The sequence below is a fragment of the Caballeronia sp. LjRoot34 genome, from assembly GCF_964253815.1.
GTDB lineage: Bacteria > Pseudomonadota > Gammaproteobacteria > Burkholderiales > Burkholderiaceae > Caballeronia.
This window is the reverse complement of record NZ_CAXUSB020000002.1, coordinates 1,455,054-1,477,066: the sequence shown is the minus strand read 5'-3', so window position 1 is coordinate 1,477,066 and position 22,013 is coordinate 1,455,054. Positions and strand designations below refer to the sequence as shown.

The following is a 22,013-nucleotide window of genomic DNA, read 5'->3' as shown; positions in this document are numbered from 1 at the left end:
ATCAGTGTCGAAGTTGACGTTTTTATCGTCTCAACGTTGACACTATTAATGCGGTCTACGGCTTTGCGCCCGCACGCCACGGTCGCTCAAATCATTCACTGATATTGGGGGGGCGGGGATTTGTGGCTAGCGAGTGAGAGTGAGAAAGCTCGCGCCCCCCGCTCGGTTGTGGATACGTTAGCAGCCCACCGCCACCGTGTGCTGCAATCGGCTCGTCGATGGTCTGCGCATACCCGAAGAGAATGACCGAGAGCTAACGCGGCTGCACAGTTACTGCGATAGGCGCTAGCGGTGGACAAAATTGGATTCAGTCTCGTTCTGTCCACTCGCGCTGAGCAGCCGTTCGCTGGCGAAGGCGCAGAGGTACAAGCTACCAACCCTTCCAAGATTAGGCGGCAGACGGGCACTTTAACTTCTACCGCACCCGCTTGGCCGCAAACAGCGACACATAGTCCATGATTCGTGCATCGCGGCCGCAGTCCTCAAGCGCGTCTGCATACACCTAATCAGACTTCGGACACGGCCCAGTTGTTTCTCGGCGGACCAACTGAATTGGCAGCACGTCATGCACTGGCGCTCCCATGCCGCCGGCCCGGATGCGTTCTACCAGTCGCCGAGCAGCGGTTCGCGCCATACTTTCGACAGGTTGTCTAATGGAGGTGAGCGCTACGAGTGGCGAGCCCGCCAACGGCATGTCATCAAAACCGATAATCGATAACTTCTCTGGGACGTGGATACCTTGCCTCTTTGCTGCTTCAAGCACGCCGAGAGCGACTGTGTCGTTGCCTGCCACGATGGCCGTCACAGGGTTCGAGTCGTTAAGCATTGCTATCGCGCTGGAGTAGCCTGCCTCGCTCGTGTAGTCGCCGTAAATCAATGGCACTGAGGCTGGTTGAATACCCACGTCTTGCAGCCACTTCAACGCCCCCTTCGTACGGTCTCGACTCGTGGACGTGTTCTGCGGCCCCATGACCAGACCGATTCGGCGGTGCCCGAGTTGATAAAGGTGCTCAACAGACACTGCACCTGCATGAACATTATCAATCTCCACCGTGTCGACCCGAACGTCATCAACGGACCGGACGACCAGCACGAGCGGTACACCCCGCCTCTGCATCTCTGCCACGACGGGAGAGTCGAGTGTGGCAGTCGCAAATATCATCCCGTCCAAGTAACCGTCAATGAGCGGCCGAAACGCGAGCAGATTTTCGGAGTCGTTCATCGAATCAATCATCAGCATTACCTGAAAATCGAACTCTTGAAGCGCATCGTGAAGATGGGTTAGCAGCAACGTCATGAAGCGGTTGTGCAATGCGCCGACTACGACACCAATCAACTTCGTCGCTGACTTTCGAGTCCGCCGACCTTGCGACGGAATTCGGTATCCCAACTCCGCTGCAACCGCCTGCACGGCACCACGCGTCTCACCGCTGATGGCAGGATGCCCCGCTAGCGAACGCGATACCGTGGACACGGAGATGCCGAGTCGCTGGGCAACGTCCTCAAGCCGTACCTTCGGCTTCCTAGCGCGCATCATCTTTGGCATTTGTTTGCATAATTTTGCATCGATTGGTGACAAAGGAAAAAGTATCAAACCTCATGCAATAAGGCTTTTAGGGTAAGTGTCTATTATTTGCACACTTTTTGCATAAAGTATTTGCGCTACATTCGCGGACATCGCAGCACGACGCCTTCCGCCAGGAGGGCAGCAATGGTCAACCTTCAGAAAGGAAGTGCAAATGGCAATTCAAATCCTCAAGCACGGCCGCAGTGCCGAAGAGTCTTCGCAAGACGCCGCGAAGGTTCGCGATGTTGTCACGGGTATCCTCGCCGACGTTGATGCACGTGGAGATGCGGCAGTTGTCGAACTTTCGAAAAAGTTCGACAACTGGTCTCCCGCGAGTTTCCGTCTGTCCGAAGATGAGATTGCACGCTGTGTGAGCTCGCTGTCTGAAGGCCAGCTCAACGACATCAAATTTGCCCAAGCCCAGGTCCGCAACTTCGCGCAAGCCCAACGCGAGTCCATCCGCGATGTCGAGGTCGAAACGCTTCCGGGCGTTGTTCTCGGACATAAGAACATGCCGGTCGACAGTGTCGCCTGCTACGTTCCGGGCGGGAAGTTTCCGCTGGTTGCGTCGGCCCACATGGGCGTTGTAACGGCGAAGGTTGCCGGCGTTCCCCGCATCATCACCGCCTCGCCTCCGGTGGGCGGCACACCGAACCCGGCTGTTGTCGCAGCTATGCATCTCGGCGGCGCTGACGAAATCTACACATTCGGCGGCGTGCAGGCTATCGCAGCGATGGCGCTCGGCACCCAGACGATTGACTCCGTTTCGATGGTCGTCGGTCCGGGCAACACGTATGTGGCGGAAGCCAAGCGCCAACTGTTCGGTCGAATTGGTATTGACCTCATCGCGGGACCGTCGGAGACGTTGATTATTGCCGATGACAGCGTCGATGCGGAGATGTGCGCAACTGACCTACTGGGTCAGGCTGAGCATGGATTCAATACCCCGGCCGTCCTGCTCACAAACTCAATGCAGTTGGCGAAGGACACGATGGCCGAGGTCGAGCGCATTCTGAAGATTCTCCCGACTGCGAACACAGCCGGCGTATCCTGGCGCGACTACGGTGCTGTCATTGTGACGGACACGGTCGATGAAATGGTAGAGGAAGCCGACCGAATTGCGTCTGAGCACGTGCAGGTCATGACGCGAGACCCGGACTACTTCCTGAAGAACATGAAGAACTATGGTGCGCTATTCCTCGGTGCACGTACCAACGTTGCGTTCGGCGACAAGGTCATCGGAACGAATCACACGTTGCCGACCGGCAAAGCGGCTCGTTACACAGGTGGCCTCTGGGTTGGAAAGTTCATCAAGACGTGCACGTACCAGAAGGTGCTGACCGACGAAGCGAGCGCGCTCATTGGGTCCTATTGCTCGCGGCTGTGCGCCATCGAAGGGATGATTGCACACGGTGAACAGGCGAACATCCGCGTTCGTCGATTCGGCCACCGCGACGTCCCGTACGGTACGGCTGTGCCGGCGTAACGGCAACGCAGGCGTGGATGCCCATGACACGGACCGAGCCTCGTCCTCGCAGCGACTTCCACTAGTTTTTGCACGATTAACACCCAGTGGAAAGACATCGACATCTACGGGCATGTGAATAATGCAGTTCACTACACGCTGTTCGATGCCGCCGTCAATGGTTGGCTTGTCCCGGGGTCTGCTGGGCCCCGGTTGCAGCAAGGTCGTTGGCCTGGTCGTACATGCCAGTTGTGAGTATTTCGATGAAGTCCAGTTCTCTGGACCTTGTCACCTGCTGGCTTCGTGCCGCGAAAATCGGCAATAGCGGTGTGACCTACGAAATAAGCCTATTCAGGACGATAGCGGGATGTCCTTTGCTCACGGAGTGTTCGTTCATGTTTATGTGGACCACAGCACGCGCAAGCCGGTATCACTGTCGGCTGAAATGCGCGCGGCAGATGTCGCGCATAGCGAAGACCACGGTCTAGGTAATTCAAGCCGCAGTGCTGACAGCAGAACTTACGTAATTGAGGATTCCGAATGGTACCGATGACGCCGACGTTCCGACTGGACGGCAAGTCCGCTCTGGTGACGGGCGCCGGGAGGGGTATTGGGTTTGCCGCTGCAGCAGCTCTTGCACAGGCGGGTGCCCACGTGACCTTGGTGGCACGTACTGCGGCAGAGATTGAAGCTGCAAGTGTGGCCATCAATGCCGCGGGGGGCTCGAGCGAATTCCTCGCGCTCGACGTGACAGACTCTGCCTGGGTCTCGGAAGTGTTAGAGGTACGGGGTCCATTCGATGTGCTGGTTAATAGCGCCGGAATGAACCGCCCGATGGAGCTTGTGAACGTAGAGGATGAAGACATTGACGCCATCATTGCGCTGAATGTCAAAGCCACTTTCTACGTGGCCCGTGCGGTCGCGAGAGGTCTCCTCAAGGCAGAGAGGCACGGTTCACTGATTAATGTGTCGTCACAGATGGGGCATGTCGGTAGTCCAGGGCGAACTGTCTACTGCGCTAGCAAACATGCCATTGAAGGAATGACTAAAGCCCTTGCGTGGGAATTGGGACCCAACGGTATCAGAGTCAATACCGTGTGTCCGACGTTCATCGAGACGAGCTTCACGGAAGACATGTTCCGAAAGCCGGGTTTCAAGGATTGGGTCACATCAAAGATTGCACTTGGACGTGTGGGGCGCATTGAAGAAACGATGGGTGCCGTTGTTTTTCTTGCGAGCGACGCGTCATCGCTCATCACAGGAAGTGCTCTGATGCTGGATGGAGGCTGGACAGCAGCTTAGCGCTTGGGGCTATCAAGCCTCGAAATTTAAGGAGACAGCAGTGATGGATGCCGCATCGGTGATTCCTACGCTGAACGTGACGGGTCTACAAAAATCATACGGACCGACCGTTGCATTAGGAGGGGTAACATTTACGATTCTGCCGGGAGAAGTTCATGCTCTTCTCGGCGAGAATGGAGCAGGGAAGTCGACGCTCGTCAAAATATTGAGCGGAGTCGTAAGGCCTGATTCAGGTGCCACCGAGCTGGTCGGTTCGCCTTACAAGCCACAATCTATTCTGGACGCTCGCGCCCAAGGTGTCGCTACCGCGTTTCAGGAGCTGAGTCTCCTGCCAAACCTGACGGTCGCAGAAAATCTGGCACTTCCTCGGCTTGAGAAAGGGCCAATGCGGCTGATTTCGCGTCGTGACAACGAAGACCGTGCGGCGGCTACGCTCACCCGATACGGCTTGCAACTCCATCCACGTGCGCAGGTCTCGCAGCTTTCGCTTGCCGACCGTCAACGACTCGAAATTGTTCGAGCAATGAGCAAGGAGCCAAAGCTCCTCATCCTCGACGAGCCGACCGCCGTTCTGTCGTCCACCGATTGGCTATTCGCGCTCATTCGCGCAGAGACGGGGCGTGGCACATCCGTGCTGTACATCTCCCATCGGCTGAATGAAATCCGTGAGCTCTGCGCCCGTGGCACCGTGCTCAGGAGCGGTCGCAGTATCGCGACAACCGACCTTTGTGATACGGATAACGCGGCCATCTTCGAAATGATGGTCGGCTCCAGCCTCGCAACCTTTTCGCGGGATAGGTCAAACATTAATCGAGCAACTGAACCACGCCTGAAGGTTACCGACCTTCATGCTGGAGCTATTAAGAAAGCCTCCTTCGAGGTCCCCGTGGGCGGAATCATTGGCGTTGCAGGTCTTGATGGCCAAGGGCAGGGTGACCTGTTTCACGCGCTCTTTGGTTTAACCGCAATTGAAAGTGGGACCGTGCAGGTCGACGGAAAGACGGTGAAAGTGAAATCGCCGTCGCAAGCATTAAAAGCTGGAATTGAAGTCTGCTTGCTGCCGGAAGAGCGCAAAACTCAAGGCATCTTTCCGACCCTCTCCGTGCAGAAAAACGTGACCTTGGGCGCATTAAGCAAGGTCACGAGTTTCGGTGTAGTGCGACGCGCACGAGGACTGAAACTAATGAGGGAGGTTGCGCGCGAAGTGGACCTCGCGGACCGCTACTTCAACTTCCAAATCGGGGACCTGTCGGGCGGAAACCAGCAAAAGGCGCTCCTCGCACGAGTGCTTAGCACCGGCGCCAGAACCCTGTTGTTGTTCGACCCGACTCGCGGGGTGGATGTCGGCACCAAGCAAGCCATCTACGAAGCAATACAGCGGTACGCGGCAGCCGGGGGCGCCGTCCTGCTGTACTCGTCGGAACTGTCGGAGATAGTCCAGTTGTGTGACCAATGCCTGGTGGTCTACGACGGTCGGATTACCGCGCAACTGGAAGGCGAAGAGATTGAAGAGCGCCGCATTGTCGCTGCTGCGACGGGGCATCTTGATGCCAGCAAACCGAGGAGAGCAGCATGAGTACCGCTACTGGAACAAGACTCACGTCCGCTCGCGGATTGCTGACGAATGGGTTGACCACGGTGGTCATCCTCTACGTAGTGCTCTACGCGGTCTACTCTCGAATGGAGGCTGGCGCACTTTCGGCATCCGCTTTTGGCGACCTGGTGAACAACTCAATTCCGCTAGCCATCGCGGCGGCCGGTGCGACGTTCGTGATTTTGCTGGGTGGCTTTGACCTCTCCGTTGCAGGCGTTCTCTCGCTAGTAAACGTAGTGCTTGCCACTCACCCGATGGACGGAGCGAGCGGCGCCCTAATGAGCGTGGTGATTGCAATCGCTATCGGAGCCGCAGTCGGACTTTGCAATGGAATCTTCGTCGCATACGGGGGACTTCAGTCGATAGCAGTCACTCTTGCGATGATGATTCTCACGAGAGGCCTCGCGTTGGTGATACTGGACGCCCCTGGAGGCAGTGTCTCCGATTGGATTAGCGATACGCTGACCAACAGCCTTTGGGGCGTGGTCCCGGCGTCGGGGCTTGTGGCTCTTGCCGTTGCGGCGCTATGGGCAATCTTTCGCCGTACCAACACAGGTGTTGCGCTGTATGCAGTGGGCAAGGACCAGACCGCGGCCGCACTCTCCGGCATCAATGTCAAACGAACCAAATGCATCGCCTTTGTACTGGCGGGAGCTCTGTACGGTCTAGCCGGCTTCATGTTATCCGCGCAGACCGCCTCGGGAGACCCGAACGCTGGGTCAACTCTGCTGCTGCTGGTCTTCGCGTCTGTTGCACTCGGTGGGACGGCCTTTACGGGCGGACAAGGCGGTCTGTACGGCAGCATGATTGGAGCTGCGACGCTGATGCTGCTTCAGAAAGTACTTTTCTCTTCTGGCATCCAGTCTTTCTACACTGGACTCTTTCAAGGATTCGTCATGGTTGTTGCCGTCATCTTCGTCAACCTCATCACGTACATGGCGCGGAGGAATCGTGAACATGCTTAATTTAAGAGATGAGTCGGGTAAGGCGGGCACAGGTTTCGTGCGAGGCGAGGACAAGCGCGGAGCAGTCCGACTTCAACGAGAGACTGTCAGCGCCATCGGCGTCTATGCAGTCTGCGTCCTTGCGTTGTTTCTTTCCAAGTTCATCAACCCCGAGTTCGGTAGCATTCGTCAGCTGCAAACGATTCTGACGCTTGCGTCCTTCTTAATCGTTGTTTCCTACGGCCAAGGCCTGACCGTTCTTATCGGAGGACTAGACCTTTCGATTCCTTCGGTCATCACCGTCGGCGGGGTCCTGGCGGCAGCATGGATGAGCACACTCTCTCCGGCAGAGTTCTGGTGGCAGATTCCGGCAGTGCTCGTCGCCTGCTCCCTCGTTGGAGTTGTGAACGGGCTAGGCGTCACGCTACTTCGAATCCCGCCGTTCATTATGACCCTGGCATCGGGCATCATCGTCTATAGCATCTGTCTTGGAGCTACCGGTGGCACGCCGAGCGGCGCTGCACCGAATTCGCTTTCTACCTTGATGGCGGGGCGTGTCGGCGGGGTACCGAGTGTCAACATCTTTGTCGTTATCTTTTGCGTAATCGCAGTCTTCATGCAGTCTCGCACCTCGTTTGGTCAGCGGCTCTACGCAATGGGCAGTAATCCCGTAGCTGCGAAGATTGCTGGCATGCGGATTAACGTCATTACTGTCATCACCTACGCACTTTCATCCGCGCTTGCCGGCTTTGCGGGAATGATGCTTGTGGGCTACTCCAACGGGGCTACCCTGCGCATGGGTGACTCGTACCTCCTTCCTTCGATTGCCGCGGTCGTCATTGGTGGCTCATCGATTCTCGGTGGAAGAGGAACCTTTCTCGGGACAATCGGGGGCGCCATCCTTTTGACGATATTCGACATGGTGATTACGTCTCTCGGACTCGCTCAAGGTTGGAGAACCATGATTTCGGGCGGTCTGATTCTTGCCGCCATCCTGCTCCAGCACGAAGGCGCACTTGACTGGATTAGGTCAATGGGTCGGCGACGTCAATAATTTAGGAGGCTGTTCATCGGATGACACGATAATCCGATCTAATTCGAATAGGATATCTAATAATTGTCGATGAATTAGTGCTTACACGCGAGAGCGAGTCATCAAGAGAAATGCCGATTTCGTGAACCAGCAGTGATTTTATAAATGGCATTGTCATAAGGAGACGCATCATGCAAAGTCTGAAGTCTGTTGCCCAGTGGGCTCGCGTCGGCGCATTGGTTGGCGCTATAGCCGCCGCGGGGTATTGGGGTGTCGGGACGGCTAACGCCCAAGCGAAGCCGAACAAGGATAAATACGTCATTTATCTGAGCCTTAGCTATAGCGGAAACGCATGGCAATCGGAAGCCGCTAATGTAGTTAAGGCGTTGGCAAAAACGCCGCCGTACGACAAGTTGGTGGAGCTCAAGGAGGTCATTTCCGGAACGGATGTCCAAGCGCAGATTTCCGCTTACGAGAGCATGATTGCTGCGAACGCTGATGGCGTGATTAGCTTCCCGATTTCGCCGACGGCACTCAACCGTGTTGTCAAGCGAGGGTGTGAAAAGGGAACGCTGTTCTTCATGTATGACGCGACCGTAACCGAGCCATGCGCGTATAACGTGAGCTACATTACAGCGGGTTTTGGCGAGAATACCGCACAGCAACTAGCGAATGCGCTACATGGCAAGGGCAATATTTTCATGAGCCGTGGTGTTCCCGGCAACTCGGTCGACAAGCGCCATTACGATGGCGCGATGAGCGTCTTCAAGAAGTACCCGGACATTCACGTGGTTGCCGAGTACTACGGCTATTGGGATGACCGTACGACGCAGCAAGAAACGGCGAAGGCACTTGCAGCCCACCCAGATGTCGATGGCATCTGGGCTGAGGCAGGCGAAGATGGCGCAATCAAAGCACTCCAGGCGTCCGGTAAAAAGCTCGTTCCCGTTACCGGAGAAAACTCTAACGGCTTTCGTCTGGCTCTCGGCAATTCGGACATGCGAAACAAGGGACTGCAAGGCGTGTCCTCCGGCTCGCCGCCGGCAACCGCAGCGTTCGCTTTCAAGTTGATGATGGAAGTTCTTCAGGGAAAAAGAAAGCTCGAAACCCACAACATCGAATATCCGCTGCCTTGGGTTCCTGCCGAACAGGTCAAGCTGTGCACGGGTGACAAGCTCGAGAATGGCTGCAACGCGTTCCCATCTGGCAAAGTGCCTGACTCGTTCGTGACCGAAGTATTCAATCCCCGCCTGCTTCCGGAACTCTCTCTGCGCTCGGCGCTGAACGGCGAGCCTACTCCGGGGGCGACTATCCAGCCGCTGCCGGCAGACGCCGTCATCGCTGCTCCAGGCGAGCCTGGCATCAATTGTCAAAAATGCACGCGAGCCGCTGATGCGTACAAGCTGACCAAGGTCGCCGCCTCGGTCAAGTAACGGGACACGCTTTGAGGGCGCAGGTTGAGCCACGATTTCTCAACCAGCGTCGCATAAGGAGTTACACATGGGGCAAGCAAATCTTCTCGATGCGGAATTCAAACTGCCGCTCGTTCACTTCTCAGGCTGCGACGTGCTGGACGCGCCATCTGAGACCGAAGAACTAGACGGCGAAATTACGGTTAAGCAAGACGAGCTTATTGCGTATGCACTAGTCATGCGGCCGCAGTACAACCAGCTCGGCCGTTTGATTGGCCAATTGGCGGGCCTGCTCTTGCTCGCCCAAGCTCGTGGACGATTCGACGCGGATTTTGAGGCGTTCAAGCCTCCGTTGGAGCAGGCGCTTGAGTGCACGGACGCGCTCCGCTCAATCAACGCCCCGAATGGTGCTAAGCGTCGTCACTGGGTGCTCTGTCGAGCGATGGGGCTCGTAAATGGCGTCACAGACCAGTTCACCCACTCTCTCGGTGGTGAAAATGAAGTTCGCGAGCGGGTCTGGCTTTGGAGCGAACAGTTGAAGCGAGCGAATGCGATGGTCCGATGGGCCTCGGACAGTTCGATGGGAATGAATCCCGTCGACTTTAGTCAGGCTTGTTGCTGCTGCAACAGTTAAGGATTTCTGTCAAAGCGATTGTTAGCAAAACATAAAAGGAGACTAGATATGAGCACGGATTACTCGATTTGGGTCCTCGAATACAGTTATGTCGAGAAGTATCACAAGAGCGGCGTTATTTACGGTGCTCACAATCAGGGCTACGTCAAGCTGCCGTATTGTTATGTGCTTATCAAGGGCAACGGACACATTGCGATGGTCGATGTCGGCTACAACCACAAAGAATATGGTGGCGTGCTGGGCGACCGTTTCGGTGTTGAGAACTGGCATTCCCCGAAAGAGGTGCTCGCTGAATGCGGAGTGGCACCCGAAGACGTCGATACCGTCTTCATCACCCATGCTCACTTTGACCACATGGGTAACACCGACGACTTCCCGAACGCGACCTTCTATATTCAGGAACGTGAGCTGTCGAAATGGGTTTGGGCAATGTCCCTGCCAGAACGTATGCGTTGGCTGATGACGGCTGTCGACTCGTCGGACATCCTGCGCGCAGTCGACCTGGCAAAACAGGGCCGCCTAGTGGTTATTGATGGTGACCGCGAGAACGTCCTGCCGGGAATCGACCTGCGGGCGGCGTTCGACAGTCACACTTATGGTTGCCAGTGGGTGCATGTCCGCAATGACGGTAAGAGCCCGTCGCAAGACAGTTGGGTCTTGGCAGGAGATTTGATTTATTCTTTTAATAACCTGGAGAACGACGGGTCGGTTGTAGATGCCGAAAAGATTTACACCCCGGTCGGCCTTGCTGTCGGCAGCCAGACGAACCTTATCCTCGCCACCGAAGAGATGATGAAGGCAGTACAGTACGAGATGAAGCGCGTGATTCCGATTCACGAAGAACGTGTGCGGGACGTTTTCCCTTCGAGAATTACCAGCAACAACTTGCGAATCAGTGAAATCAGCCTTGGCCGAGAACATGATTCAAAGGTGAAATGACATATGACTTCGATTTGTGAGAGCAGCAAGCCTGTAGCTATTGTCGGTGCCGGATTGGTCGGTGCTGGGTGGGGCATTGTTTTCGCGCGGGCGGGCTTGAAAGTCCGCGTGTATGACGCCAACCCAGCCATGTCCGAAAAGGCGATGACGTGGGCGAAGAAGCAACTTTCCGCGCTGCAGGAGCGCGGGCTTCTTCGCGAATCCGCCGAAGTGGTAGCAAGCCGCCTGGAGCTTGTGCATTCTTTGCGCGAAGCTGTAGTCGGTGCAGCATACGTTCAGGAGTCGGTCCTCGAGAGACCGGACGTGAAGCGCAAGCTGTTGGAAGAGCTTGATGCGATTGGGGATGCAGACGTCATCATCGGCAGCTCGAGCTCTGGGATTCCCGCATCGGATTTTGCTAACGACCTAGGGATTTCACCGCGAGTCATCATTGCGCACCCTGTGAATCCTCCGTACTTGGTTCCCGTGGTCGAGCTTGTGCCGTCGACTCAGACGTCGGCCTTCACAGTCGAATGCGTAGACCAGTTGATGAAGGATGTGGGGCAAAGCGTCGTCCATGTTCGCAAAGAAGTTCAAGGCTTTGTCCTCAACCGGCTTCAGGCAGCACTTCTCCGTGAAGCATGGGCGCTTCACAAAGAAGGAGTGGCCTCCTGCGAGGACATCGACAAAACCGTTCGCGACGGTTTGGGATGGCGCTGGTCCTTCATGGGTCCGTTTGAGACCATTGACCTCAATGCGCCCGGCGGCGTAGCGGATTATGCGCAACGGCTCGGCCCCCTCTACTACGAGATTGCGCAGTCGCGGTTGGCCGATGGTCCATGGACTGCTGAGTTGATTGTTCAAGTCGAACAAGACCGTCGACAGCATTTGTCCAAGGATGAACTCGATTCTCGACGCCATTGGCGCGATGAACGACTCATGGAGTTCGCAGTCGGGAGGCTGGACAAAGACTCACGTTAGGCCTCTGATCATCCGACTCGTAGGAGGTAACCAAATCCAGCGTCCGCTGCGTCAGATTGCCATCGTCGGTGGTGGAGCGACGGGAGTCGAGCTTTTTGCTGAACTTCGGGACACGGCGCGCGTACTGCACGCGTTGGACTTCACAAACTCGACCCGAAGCGGGGCATCGGTATCGTACTTCTCGAGGCTGGCCCGCGGATTCTCTTCCTGCGTTTCCTCAGCGGCGCGGGCAACTGGCTCCGGGTTCGAAGCTTGAGATCTAACGACTGATAGCGGCATCAGTAGCCTGACGTTCGCCTAGGCGTGCGGAAAGTCGCTTTGACGGTGGGAAGCGTCCGCGCTCGCTGACCAACATTGATTTCAGGAACACAGCAGATCGACTCGGCTTGGCACCCGCGCGTGAGCGATAGATTGGTGTGACCGGGCGCGCGGGTGAAACTCGACGGCAAGTGGTCCTGGCGCCGCTCGCCCGCGCGTATTTCAACGTTTGTCGCTTGCCAGCCGATGGCCCAATCCGAGATTGGGCGCGATTTGCCAAACATAGACACGAGAAAAGCGCACGCCTGCCTTCTGTTCGATAAAAGTACCAAGAAGGGCAGTGGTCCGGTTGGCACTATATCGAACTCACATCGACCACTTGCCAATATCCACAGATAGGTTCCGTCGTTGCGCTTTATCCGATACTCAGACTTATACGGTTCACCTTTCTCGACGGTTCTCTGAATCCGCGCGTTGACCCGCGCCACATCGTCTGGGTGAATGACTCCGTTGGCCAGCTCGATGGGTAGGCCTTTTTCGAACTCTCCAGCAGGGTAGGAAAACGGGCTCTGGTGCAAATAGCTGGTGAGATCGAGACATTTTCAATAAATGAGAATTCCCTATTTATTAATAAGAACAGCATGCCTGCATCTGCTGTGCAACCTGCAAAGCGTGACTCAGATAGCAACGTTTCTGTGCCCCAGCGTCGTCGAGCCGGCTTCACTTGCGGGCAGAAGCCGCAAGACTCTTTTCGAAGCGAGCAGCGAAATCGTCTGAAATCAGAAATTGCACCAATGTGCGCAGGGATTCTGCTTCGGCGTGTCCGAACGCGGACTCAAAGTTCTTCTCTGCCTGGGCCCAAAGCGCATTCGTTTCCGCGAGCTTGGCACGGCCTTGCGCAGTCAAGCTGATCAGCCGGTGCCGCCGGTCGGCCGGGTCCACTTCGACTGCGATCAAGCCGCCGCGTTCGAGCGGCTTGAGCGTGTGGGCCAGCGCGCCTGAATCCATGACCAGCGCGTCCGCCAGCAATCCGACACTCGTGGATTCCGAACGGCCGATTTGCGCGAGGATCGCGCGTTGCGTGATCTTCATGCCGCTCGGCGCCAGTGCCTTGTCGTAAAGCTGCGATATGCGGCGCGTTGCTTTGCGAAGGCCCGTGCAGTTGCAACAGCCGCTGTTCGCTTTCGTTTCCGTCTTCTGTCTCGTCATCGCTTTTTTCCGATCAATTCATGGTCAGAACGAATTGTATGCATGTGCAGCCAATTGACACAACACCAGCATATGCTGATAATTGTCGCGAGTCGTATTGGGACTCCACCGCTGTTGTTCAGGAAGGCCGACATGCCGCTTATACGCGTTGATTTGAAGAAAGAAAACGACTCGGATGACCGAGCGCCGAAACCTCAAACGGGATCGCGAGGATGACTAACATCGCACCCAATGCTGCCGGCGACTCCGCACGGCGCGTGGCAACTGGAGCGCCTGTTGTGGCCCTGACGCCGTTATGGGTCGTGATTGGCCTGGCGATGGGACCGGCGGTGGCGCTCGGCCTGGCTCGCTTCGCTTATGCGCTGCTGCTGCCTGCGATGCGCGCCGATCTCGGGTGGAGTTTCGCGGACGCAGGTTCGATGAGCACCGCCAATGCGGCGGGCTATCTGGTGGGAGCGTTGGCGGCCGCGCCCTTGGGAAAGCGTGCGGGAGACAAGGTGGTTTTCGTCGTCAGCCTGCTGTTGACGTCGCTCACTGTTGGCGCGTCGGGTCTGACCGCCAACTTTGCGGTGCTACTGGCATTGCGTCTGGCAGCAGGCTTCACTGGCGCGCTTGCCTTCGTGTCCGGGGCGACCTTGACCTCCGCAGCGGCAGTGGGCGGCTCGAGAAGCCGCGCGCCGACACTGTTGGGTCTCTATTTTTCCGGCGCAGGAGTCGGCGTGATGGCGTCCGCGCTCGCGGTGCCCCCTTTGCTTGGGGCGCTCGGATGGCGCGGCGGCTGGCTCGTATTGGGCGCGCTCGCGCTGGGGGCCACACTATTCGGCGGGCTCGTGGTGCGGCACGCTCCCGAACCTTCCTACGCGCCGGAGGGTACGGCACGCGGGAGCTGGTCGCCACGTTTCATGGCGCGCAAGCTCCTGGCCTACGGTCTGTTTGGTGCCGGATACATCGCCTATGCAACTTTCATCATCGCCTACCTGCGCAGTGAAGAAGGATTCTCGAGCGCGGACATCACTCGCTTCTGGTCGATACTCGGTCTCGCGTCCGTGGTTGCCGCGTTTGCGTGGGGACCAATCCTCGGCCGGCTGAAAGGCGGTTGGGGAACGGCGGCTACGCTCGCCGGCGTGACGGTCGGGGCCGCGGTGCCGCTGATATGGGGCGGGGTCACCGGTGCGTATCTTTCTGCAATACTCTTTGGGGGCTCTTTTCTCGCCGTCCTCGCCGCTGTGACATCGTTCGCGCGCCGTGCGGCCAAGCCGCATGCATGGACAGCCGCGATTGCAGCGCTGACGATCGCTTTCGGGTTGGGTCAATGCATCGGTCCAGTGCTGAGCGGCGCGCTGTCCGATGGGGCCAGTGGCCTGCGGGCCGGGCTCTGGCTTTCGGTGGGCATCCTGGCGATCGCCACTTTCGTCGCGATGCTTCAACCCGAACCGGCGGAGCAGGGGTGAGACTAGGAAGAGCAAGTGGAATCGCAGGACACCGCGACTCCCCTTACTCTGTGAAGGAGCAATGCCCTAAACCTGCGCAAAGCCTCCGTCCGCCTGAATGTCGGCTCCGTTGATATAGCTGGCCGCATCGGAAGCGAGGAAAGCCACGATCGCCCCAATTTCCTCCGGCTCGCCCGGGCGCCCCAGCGGGACCGCGCCGACGATGTTCGTCATGTAGGCTTCCTTGACCTTTTCATCAACCAAGGAAGCCTTCAGCAGAGGTGTCAGGATGGGGCCTGGGCTGACGGCATTGACGCGGATCCGGCGCGCTTTGAGCTCCGAGGCCCAAGTCCGGGCAAAGCTGCGAATGGCGGCCTTGATCGCCGAATAAACTGTGCGGGCGGGCAAACCCTTCACGGCCGTCGCGGACGACAACAAAATAATCGACGCGCCGTCGGTCAGCAGCGGCAGGGCCTGCTGAACGGTATAGATGACGCCCTTGAAATTGATGCCTATCTGGTAGTCGATCCCTTCTTCCGTGATCGACCCGAGCGCTTCCCTTGTCTGAACGCCGGCGTTCGCGACCAGGATGTCCACCTTGCCCTTCGCGATGCGAACCGCTTCGTAGACGCGATCGAGCTCCGCTGGTTTGGACACGTCGGCCTGCAGAGCCACGACGTCGCCGCCAATTTCGGCGACTGCCGCATCCAATATGGCCTGGCGCCGGCCGACGATGAAGACCGAAGCACCTTCTTCGACCATCCGCTTCGCGGAGGCCAGACCGATGCCTTCACCCCCGCCTGTGATGAGAGCCACTTTGCCTTGCAGAGATGTACCCATCGAACCCTCCAGTTTTGTGATGATCGTCATATAACCATGCTCGAATGGACTGGGCAAGTGAATTATGTAACGATCATAAAATTTATCGGAATGGGCTCACGATGGCGCGACCCCGGGTTTTTGAAGAAGCAGACGTGCTCGATCGTGCGATGGAGGTGTTCTGGCGCCATGGCTACGAAGGCGCTTCGATGGCCGAGCTGACGAAGGCGATGGGGCTCAATTCGCCCAGCATCTATGCGGCCTTTGGCAGCAAGCGCGGCCTCTTCGATGCGGTTCTGGATCGGTACCGTGAGCGACGCGCCGGACACCGGGAGTATTTGCTGGCCGGCACCACCGCACGCGAGGTGGCGGAGCGAATGCTCTTTGGCGCAATCGAATGGCTCGTCGATCCGAACGAGCCTCGCGGTTGTTTGCTGATCCAGGCCGGAATGTCGACCGGGGTGAATAACGGAGATGTGCCGCTCGCACTAATCCACCTGCGTAGTAGAACGAGGGACTTGCTCACCGAACGGCTCATGCGCGCGCAAGAGGACGGTGATCTCCCTGCGTCCTCTGATCCAGCCGCTCTCGCAAGATACCTGCTCATGGTGTTCAATGGACTCGCTCTGCAGGCGGCGGAGGGCATGTCCGAGGTACAACTCAGGGAATCAGCCGAGCGCGCGTTGATAGGTTGGCCTGCCCGGCCCCGCCGAATTTCTGCGGGGCGCTAACGAAAGGGCAGCCGTCAGGCGTCCCCTTCTCGTTTGTTAGCGGAGCACACATCTGGGGGCGGCCCCGTATTCATCGGCCGTCGCATTCTCAATCGCTGTGGTCAAGTTCGGGCTAGTGATTTGCGTCCATTCATCTCGAAGCAGGTCAAATTGTTTGGGCCCACTTCGTTTTGTATAAATGAAAGGTTGCCACGAACTGCATCGAGGCCTGTAACGAGCGCCAGCGACTATCCGGTGTGACGTCTGGTCGCCGATGTCACGACAATCGACAAGCGGGAATTGCTTGTCGATATCCCGCTAGCGGTCCCGAAACGCCGCGACGATATGCCAGAAACGCAGCAGCTGTTGGTCTTGGCTTTAAAGAGGGTTCTTGACTACGACGCGATAACGTGCGGGCCCCGTCGTTCGACGTGATTCTGTCAATCCGGAATACTGGTGCAGCAAGGAAGGACCGATTCAGGTTGACAATCAACTGTTACGGGTTTCGAGCCTGATCGTCCGTAGCATAGTTGTGAGAGCTTGCGAGCCATGATGAATGGCGATCATCAGAGGTGAGACGCGAAGAGATGAGTGGTTTTGCGAATACCGAGTCCCAACGGGGCTCGCAGACAAATTTAGCCCCATCGGGAAACCCGCAACCAGTTAGTTGTACGAGTCAGTTGAGCGACCTCCTGCTACATAGGATCTAAGAAACTGCAGTGCCCTCAAAAAGCTCCGTCCGATCATCAAAAACCTGCAACTGCCGGGCAAACGCATCGTCAAGATGCTCGCGTAGCGCCGTCTGCGCCGCGAGCGGGTCGCGCTTGCCGAGCGCGTCCAATACCTTCTCGTGTTGCAGCAGCGTCACCCTTGCAACGACGCCATCACGCACAGCGATGTGCCGTACCCGGTCGATCGGCACGCGCACCAGTTCCAGCATTTGCAGCGTCTTGGGCAGACGTGCCGCGCGGCCGATGGTCGAGTGGAACTCATGATCCTTGCGAATCGCCGCGACCCAGTTCTCTCGCTGGATCGCACGGCGATGCGCTTCATAGATATCGTGCAGTTGATCGATTTCCGCATCGGTGATGATTTCGGCGGCCCGCCCGATCGCTGCGGTTTCGAGCGTGGTGCGAATGAACGCGCTTTCGATGAACTGGTCGCGCTTCACCGGTGCTACAAAAGTCCCCGACTGCGCGACGATCACCACCAGCTCTTCCCGCGATAAACGCAGCAAGGCCTCACGCACCGGCGTGCGCGAAATGCCGAATTTCTCAGAGATCGCCCGCTCATAGATGACGTCGTTCGGCTCCAAGGCCATCGTAATGATCGATTGGCGCAGCAAGTCATAGATCTGCGGCGACAACGCCTGCGATCGATCAAGAACGCTTTCGGACGCCATGAGGCGCGCTAGGAACTGGGTAGGGTCTTTCTCTGATCTCATTGCATTGCTCGTTTCTCAAAACTTTCACCGCAACGTTCCTTGGTCGTCGATAGGGCTTACCCCTATGTTCGGTTAGGTGTCTGGTTGATTAATATATTAGTATATAAAGACGTCTAAAAAGCACCGGAGTCCCCAATGCAAGACAAGCTTGTCGATCCGACCGTCGCGCTTGCTTCTGTTAGCGACCGCACGGCGCGGGTGATCCGCCTGAACCGTTCCGACGATGTGGTCGTTTCGCTCGATCAATTGGTTTCAGGCATGGTCATTCCTAGTGAGGAGTTGACCGTTTCTGGCCTGATTCCTCCGGGCCACAAGGTGGCGACACGCGACATCTCGACCGGTGAGGCCGTGCGCCGTTACGGGCAGATCATCGGTTTCGCCAGCCAGCCGATTCATCGCGGCCAGCACGTACATACGCATAATCTGGCGATAGCCGATTTTGCCAGAGACTACGCGTACGCCCAGGATGCGCACGAAACGATTGCGTCGAAGACGCCCGCCACGTTCGACGGCATCGTCCGTAGCGACGGTCGTGTGGCGACGCGCAACTATATCGGAATATTAACCTCGGTAAATTGTTCGGCGACCGTTGCCCGCGCAATTGCCGACTACTTTCGGCGCGATATCCACCCTGAAGTACTCGCTGCTTTTCCGAATGTCGATGGGGTGGTCGCATTGACGCACGGCGTCGGCTGCGCGGTCGACGCCGAGGGGGAAGGGCTGGCGCTGCTCCAGCGCACGCTCGGAGGCTATGCTGTTCATCCCAATTTTGCCGGTGTGGTCGTGATCGGTCTCGGTTGCGAAACCAACCAGATCTCCAAGCTGCTCGAAACCCAGGGCCTCAAGGAACACGATCGTCTTCGCACGTTCACGATTCAGGAGACGGGCGGAACGACCAAGACGATTGCCAAGGGTATCGAGCTGATCACCGGCATGCTGCCCACCGCGAACGACGTCCATCGCCAGCTCGTGCCGGCCAGTCATCTGGTGGTGGGGCTGCAATGCGGCGGATCGGACGGATTCTCGGGCATCACCGCAAACCCGGTGTTGGGAGCCGCAGTGGATTTGCTGGTGAAGGCCGGAGGGACTGCCATCCTGTCGGAAACCCCGGAAATTTACGGTGCTGAACACTTGCTGACGCGGCGTGCGCGCACGCCGGAGATCGGACGCAAGCTGGTCGATCGCATCCACTGGTGGGAAGCGTATTGCGACCGGCACGGCGCGCAGATGAACAACAATCCGTCTGCAGGAAACAAGGCCGGCGGCCTGACCACGGTGTTGGAAAAATCGCTGGGCGGCATCGCCAAAGGCGGTTCGACAAACCTCACCGAGGTGTACGAATACGCGCAACCGGTGCGTGAACACGGTTTGGTCTTCATGGACACGCCCGGTTATGACCCGATCTCGGCGACGGGTCAGGTTGCGGGTGGCGCGAACCTGATCTGCTTTACGACGGGACGTGGATCGGCTTACGGCTGCGCTCCGACGCCGTCGGTGAAGCTCGCGACGAATACGGCATTATGGAAGCGCCAGTCGGACGACATGGATCTGAACTGCGGCGAAATCCTCGAAGGCAGCAAAACGATCGAAGCGTTGGGTGCCGAGCTATTCCAACTGATGCTCGAAACAGCCTCCGGAAAACGTTCGCGCAGCGAGCAGCATGGTTATGGACAGAACGAATTCGTACCCTGGCAACTGAGCGCCATTACCTAAGAGTATATAAAAAGTAAGGAGACGAGCAGATGAGTACCGAATACGCGCGTGTCGCACCGATGTCCAGTGTTCGATGGAAGATCTTTTTCATCTTGTTGACCTTGGTATCGATCAACTACATCGACCGGGCAGCATTATCGGTCGCCATGCCGATTATCTCTCAGGAGTTCTCGCTGTCGCCTGAGCGACAAGGACTGATCTTCAGTTCGTTCTTCTGGACCTATCTGCTCATGCAGATCCCTTCGGGACTGCTGTCGGATCGGTTCAAGCCCCGCATCATTGTCGCGGCCGCTACGATCGGTTGGGGGTTTTTCCAAGGCCTGGCTGCGCTGAGCACGGGATGGTTTTTCCTGCTGTTGACGCGTCTCGGTCTCGGCATCGCCGAAGGGCCGATCTATCCGGCAGGCAGCAAACTGAACTCCCTGTGGCTGACACCGAACGAACGTACGCGCGGCGCGTCGTTGCTCGATGCGGGTTGTTCGTTGGGATCGGGCATCGGTGCAGTCGTGGTGGCAGCGCTGATCGCCTGGCTTGGATCCTGGCGGCAGGCATTCCTGGTTGCCGGTGTTGGAACCGTGCTGTGCGGTATCTGGGCCTGGTGGTACATCCGCAATTCACCGCGCGAGCATCCGTTCATCGACGACGCAGAAGCAGCGCATATCGAAGACGCGCTGGCGCGTGAAGATGCAGCGGAACCCAATGTCGATTCCGGTTCTTCTTTCTGGAACTTCTTCCGCTTCCGTTCGGTGTGGGCAATGTGCCTGTGCCATACCTGCACCAATCTGATTTTCTTCGGCTTGATGACTTGGTTGCCGACCTATCTGTACAAGGTTCACGGCTTCGATATCAAGACGCTGGGCGGTGCCACTTTCATCATCTTTTTCTTTGGCTTCGTCGGAGAAATCGTTGCCGGACAGATTGCTGACCGATGGAAGATGGCTGGCGGTTCGTCCAATCTGGTCTATCGTTCGATGCAATCGATTGGCGCCGTGTGTGTCGCGGCGTCGATGTTCGCAGTGGCCTATGTCAAGGATCCGCTCTGGGTTGTGGCCTTGTTGTGCGTCTCCCTGTTCTTCGTGCGGTGGTGCGGTGGCTGCAATTGGGCGACGCCTTCGTTGCTCGCATCGCGTGCACGGACCGGTGCATTGACCGGCATCATGAACTTTGTCGGCAACATCGCGGGCATCTTTGTACCGATTTTCATCGGCTTCATCGTTCAGCGAACCGGTTCCTACTTCCTCGCGTTGATGTTCTTCGTGGCGGTCGCGGGCTTCCATATCTTGTGCACGCTGTCGCTCAACTATCAGCGGAAAGTGCCGGTATGACGCTGGAGTGATGAAAGTGAAACGCCGTTTATATACTGGCAGCGATCCGGAACGTGCGCTGAGCATCGAGGAGTTACGCGGCATTGCTCGCCGCCGCGTGCCGAACTTTTGCCTCGAGTACGTTGAAGGTGGCGCCGAAGACGAGGTCACACTGAACCGTAATCGCAGCGTCTTCGACAGCATCGGCTTCTTGCCGCGTACGCTTGTCAATGTTGCGGAGCGGAACATCGGCACAACGTTGTTCGGCAAGTATTGCGGGGCGCCATTCGTGATTGCACCTACCGGTTTCAGCGGTTTGCTGGCGCACGAAGGCGACATCTTATTGGCCCGTGCGGCGGCGCAGGCGGACATACCCTTCATCCTCAGCATCGCGTCGACGACATCGCTCGAGGACATTGTGCGGCGTGTGGGCGCTCGTATCTGGATGCAGGTCTATATGTACCGGACACGCCAGTTCGTCGCAGACTTGGCCGAGCGGGCGAGGCAGGCGGATATCGAGGCACTCGTCGTGACGACCGACAGCGCCATTTACGGGAAGCGCGAGTGGGATTTGCGTAATTACGCGCGGCCGCTGACGCTCGACTGGCGCAACAAGTTGAACGTACTGCTGCATCCGCGCTGGATCATGGATGTGCTGGTGCCCGGTGGCACGCCCAGGTTCGCGAATCTCGGGAGCTTGTTGCCTCCGGGGCAAGACAGCGTCAAAGGGGCGGCGTCGGCACTCGCCCGGGAACTGGACCCGTCGTTGTCGTGGAATGACATCCGGTGGCTGCGCGATATCTGGCCCAATAAACTGATCATCAAAGGCATATTGGGGCGCGAAGATGCCGCGCTGGCGGCCGAGGTCGGCGCCGACGGAATCATCCTGTCGAATCACGGCGGCAGACAACTCGATGGCTCGGTGTCGTCCATGGAGGTGCTGCCGGACGTCGTTGCCGAGGTGGGGGGTTGTCTCGCCGTCATGCTCGACGGCGGCTTTCGGCGCGGGTCTGACATCGTAAAGGCGATTGCACTGGGCGCCGATGCAGTGCTCTGCGGACGTGCGACAACCTACGGGCTCGCCGCCGGTGGTGCGGAAGGCGCTGCCCGCGCGGTTACTATCTTGAAAAGCGAAGTGGATCGCGTGATTGGACTGCTAGGTTGCCGGAACATGGCAGATCTGGATGGCCGGTATGTCACGTGGCCTTCACGCAATGTCGAGCCATTTACATCGAGCAAGGCACCCGCTTCCAATGTGCGCCGTATCTCATAGTGG

General features: G+C 57.7%; 20 protein-coding genes and 2 pseudogenes. 15 read left to right on the top strand and 7 right to left on the bottom strand.

Going from position 1 to position 22,013, the window contains the following annotated elements; all coding sequences use genetic code 11:
- Positions 1-415 precede the first annotated feature (415 nt).
- The 3 genes and pseudogenes from ACSQ36_RS26180 to ACSQ36_RS26170 form a co-directional block, all read right to left on the bottom strand.
- Positions 416-502, bottom strand: a complete 87-nt coding sequence (locus tag ACSQ36_RS26180; RefSeq protein WP_436184953.1) for a DUF3562 domain-containing protein — start codon at positions 500-502, stop codon at positions 416-418.
- Positions 503-1,411 (bottom strand): LacI family DNA-binding transcriptional regulator, encoded by a 909-nt coding sequence (locus ACSQ36_RS26175; RefSeq protein ID WP_436184952.1) that lies wholly within the window; start codon positions 1,409-1,411, stop codon positions 503-505.
- A pseudogene (locus ACSQ36_RS26170) lies at positions 1,391-1,534 on the bottom strand (LacI family DNA-binding transcriptional regulator); the annotation flags it as partial. The pseudogene ACSQ36_RS26170 and the gene ACSQ36_RS26175, both read right to left, overlap by 21 nt.
- Positions 1,535-1,739: 205 nt before the next feature.
- On the opposite strand from ACSQ36_RS26170, the gene hisD reads away from it, so the two are divergent.
- The 10 genes and pseudogenes from hisD to ACSQ36_RS26120 form a co-directional block, all read left to right on the top strand.
- Positions 1,740-3,053: a histidinol dehydrogenase gene (gene hisD / locus ACSQ36_RS26165; protein ID WP_436184207.1), complete on the top strand. Its 1,314-nt coding sequence runs from the start codon at positions 1,740-1,742 to the stop codon at positions 3,051-3,053.
- Between the two features lie 519 nt (positions 3,054-3,572).
- Entirely contained in the window at positions 3,573-4,334 is a 762-nt protein-coding gene (locus tag ACSQ36_RS26160; RefSeq protein WP_436184206.1) for an SDR family NAD(P)-dependent oxidoreductase, read from the top strand.
- Between the two features lie 43 nt (positions 4,335-4,377).
- Positions 4,378-5,910, top strand: coding sequence for a sugar ABC transporter ATP-binding protein (locus tag ACSQ36_RS26155; RefSeq protein WP_436184205.1), 1,533 nt, complete (start codon positions 4,378-4,380; stop codon positions 5,908-5,910).
- Positions 5,907-6,893 (top strand): ABC transporter permease, encoded by a 987-nt coding sequence (locus tag ACSQ36_RS26150; protein ID WP_436184204.1) that lies wholly within the window; start codon positions 5,907-5,909, stop codon positions 6,891-6,893. Before ACSQ36_RS26155 ends, ACSQ36_RS26150 begins: the two co-directional genes overlap by 4 nt.
- Positions 6,886-7,926, top strand: a complete 1,041-nt coding sequence (locus ACSQ36_RS26145; RefSeq protein ID WP_436184951.1) for an ABC transporter permease — start codon at positions 6,886-6,888, stop codon at positions 7,924-7,926. The genes ACSQ36_RS26150 and ACSQ36_RS26145 overlap by 8 nt, the downstream gene beginning before the upstream one ends.
- A gap of 170 nt (positions 7,927-8,096) precedes the next feature.
- Positions 8,097-9,338, top strand: a complete 1,242-nt coding sequence (locus tag ACSQ36_RS26140; protein WP_436184203.1) for a sugar ABC transporter substrate-binding protein — start codon at positions 8,097-8,099, stop codon at positions 9,336-9,338.
- Positions 9,339-9,405: 67 nt separating this feature from the next.
- Positions 9,406-9,951: a hypothetical protein gene (locus ACSQ36_RS26135; protein ID WP_436184202.1), complete on the top strand. Its 546-nt coding sequence runs from the start codon at positions 9,406-9,408 to the stop codon at positions 9,949-9,951.
- Positions 9,952-9,999: 48 nt separating this feature from the next.
- The gene (locus ACSQ36_RS26130; RefSeq protein ID WP_436184201.1) at positions 10,000-10,890 is read left to right on the top strand and encodes an N-acyl homoserine lactonase family protein; all 891 of its coding nucleotides are present in this window, start codon (positions 10,000-10,002) and stop codon (positions 10,888-10,890) included.
- 3 nt (positions 10,891-10,893) lie between these two features.
- A complete protein-coding gene (locus tag ACSQ36_RS26125) occupies positions 10,894-11,850 on the top strand; it encodes a 3-hydroxyacyl-CoA dehydrogenase (protein ID WP_436184200.1) in 957 nt (318 codons plus the stop codon).
- A gap of 43 nt (positions 11,851-11,893) precedes the next feature.
- Positions 11,894-12,054 (top strand): annotated as a pseudogene (locus ACSQ36_RS26120) (NAD(P)/FAD-dependent oxidoreductase); the annotation flags it as partial.
- Positions 12,055-12,128: 74 nt separating this feature from the next.
- Here ACSQ36_RS26120 and ACSQ36_RS26115 read toward each other — a convergent pair.
- Complete coding sequence (locus ACSQ36_RS26115; RefSeq protein ID WP_436184199.1) at positions 12,129-12,686, bottom strand: PAS domain-containing protein; 558 nt, start codon at positions 12,684-12,686, stop codon at positions 12,129-12,131.
- 142 nt (positions 12,687-12,828) lie between these two features.
- A complete protein-coding gene (locus ACSQ36_RS26110) occupies positions 12,829-13,317 on the bottom strand; it encodes a MarR family winged helix-turn-helix transcriptional regulator (RefSeq protein ID WP_436184198.1) in 489 nt (162 codons plus the stop codon).
- A gap of 212 nt (positions 13,318-13,529) precedes the next feature.
- On the opposite strand from ACSQ36_RS26110, the gene ACSQ36_RS26105 reads away from it, so the two are divergent.
- Positions 13,530-14,768, top strand: a complete 1,239-nt coding sequence (locus tag ACSQ36_RS26105; RefSeq protein WP_436184197.1) for a YbfB/YjiJ family MFS transporter — start codon at positions 13,530-13,532, stop codon at positions 14,766-14,768.
- Positions 14,769-14,834: 66 nt separating this feature from the next.
- On the opposite strand, the gene ACSQ36_RS26100 is transcribed toward ACSQ36_RS26105, so the two are convergent.
- On the bottom strand, positions 14,835-15,587 hold the full coding sequence (locus tag ACSQ36_RS26100) for an SDR family NAD(P)-dependent oxidoreductase (RefSeq protein ID WP_436184950.1): 753 nt from the start codon (positions 15,585-15,587) through the stop codon (positions 14,835-14,837).
- A 44-nt stretch (positions 15,588-15,631) separates the two neighbouring features.
- Between ACSQ36_RS26100 and ACSQ36_RS26095 the strand changes: the two genes are divergently transcribed.
- The gene (locus ACSQ36_RS26095) at positions 15,632-16,297 is read left to right on the top strand and encodes a TetR/AcrR family transcriptional regulator (RefSeq protein ID WP_436184196.1); all 666 of its coding nucleotides are present in this window, start codon (positions 15,632-15,634) and stop codon (positions 16,295-16,297) included.
- 685 nt (positions 16,298-16,982) lie between these two features.
- On the opposite strand, the gene ACSQ36_RS26090 is transcribed toward ACSQ36_RS26095, so the two are convergent.
- Positions 16,983-17,678: a GntR family transcriptional regulator gene (locus ACSQ36_RS26090; protein ID WP_436184195.1), complete on the bottom strand. Its 696-nt coding sequence runs from the start codon at positions 17,676-17,678 to the stop codon at positions 16,983-16,985.
- Positions 17,679-17,855: 177 nt separating this feature from the next.
- On the opposite strand from ACSQ36_RS26090, the gene ACSQ36_RS26085 reads away from it, so the two are divergent.
- From ACSQ36_RS26085 to ACSQ36_RS26075, 3 genes are read left to right on the top strand one after another with little or no spacing between them, the layout of a single operon-like run.
- Positions 17,856-19,433: a UxaA family hydrolase gene (locus tag ACSQ36_RS26085; protein ID WP_436184194.1), complete on the top strand. Its 1,578-nt coding sequence runs from the start codon at positions 17,856-17,858 to the stop codon at positions 19,431-19,433.
- Positions 19,434-19,462: 29 nt separating this feature from the next.
- Positions 19,463-20,758: an MFS transporter gene (locus ACSQ36_RS26080; protein WP_436184193.1), complete on the top strand. Its 1,296-nt coding sequence runs from the start codon at positions 19,463-19,465 to the stop codon at positions 20,756-20,758.
- A 16-nt stretch (positions 20,759-20,774) separates the two neighbouring features.
- The gene (locus ACSQ36_RS26075) at positions 20,775-22,010 is read left to right on the top strand and encodes an alpha-hydroxy acid oxidase (protein WP_436184192.1); all 1,236 of its coding nucleotides are present in this window, start codon (positions 20,775-20,777) and stop codon (positions 22,008-22,010) included.
- The last annotated feature ends 3 nt before the right edge of the window (positions 22,011-22,013 follow it).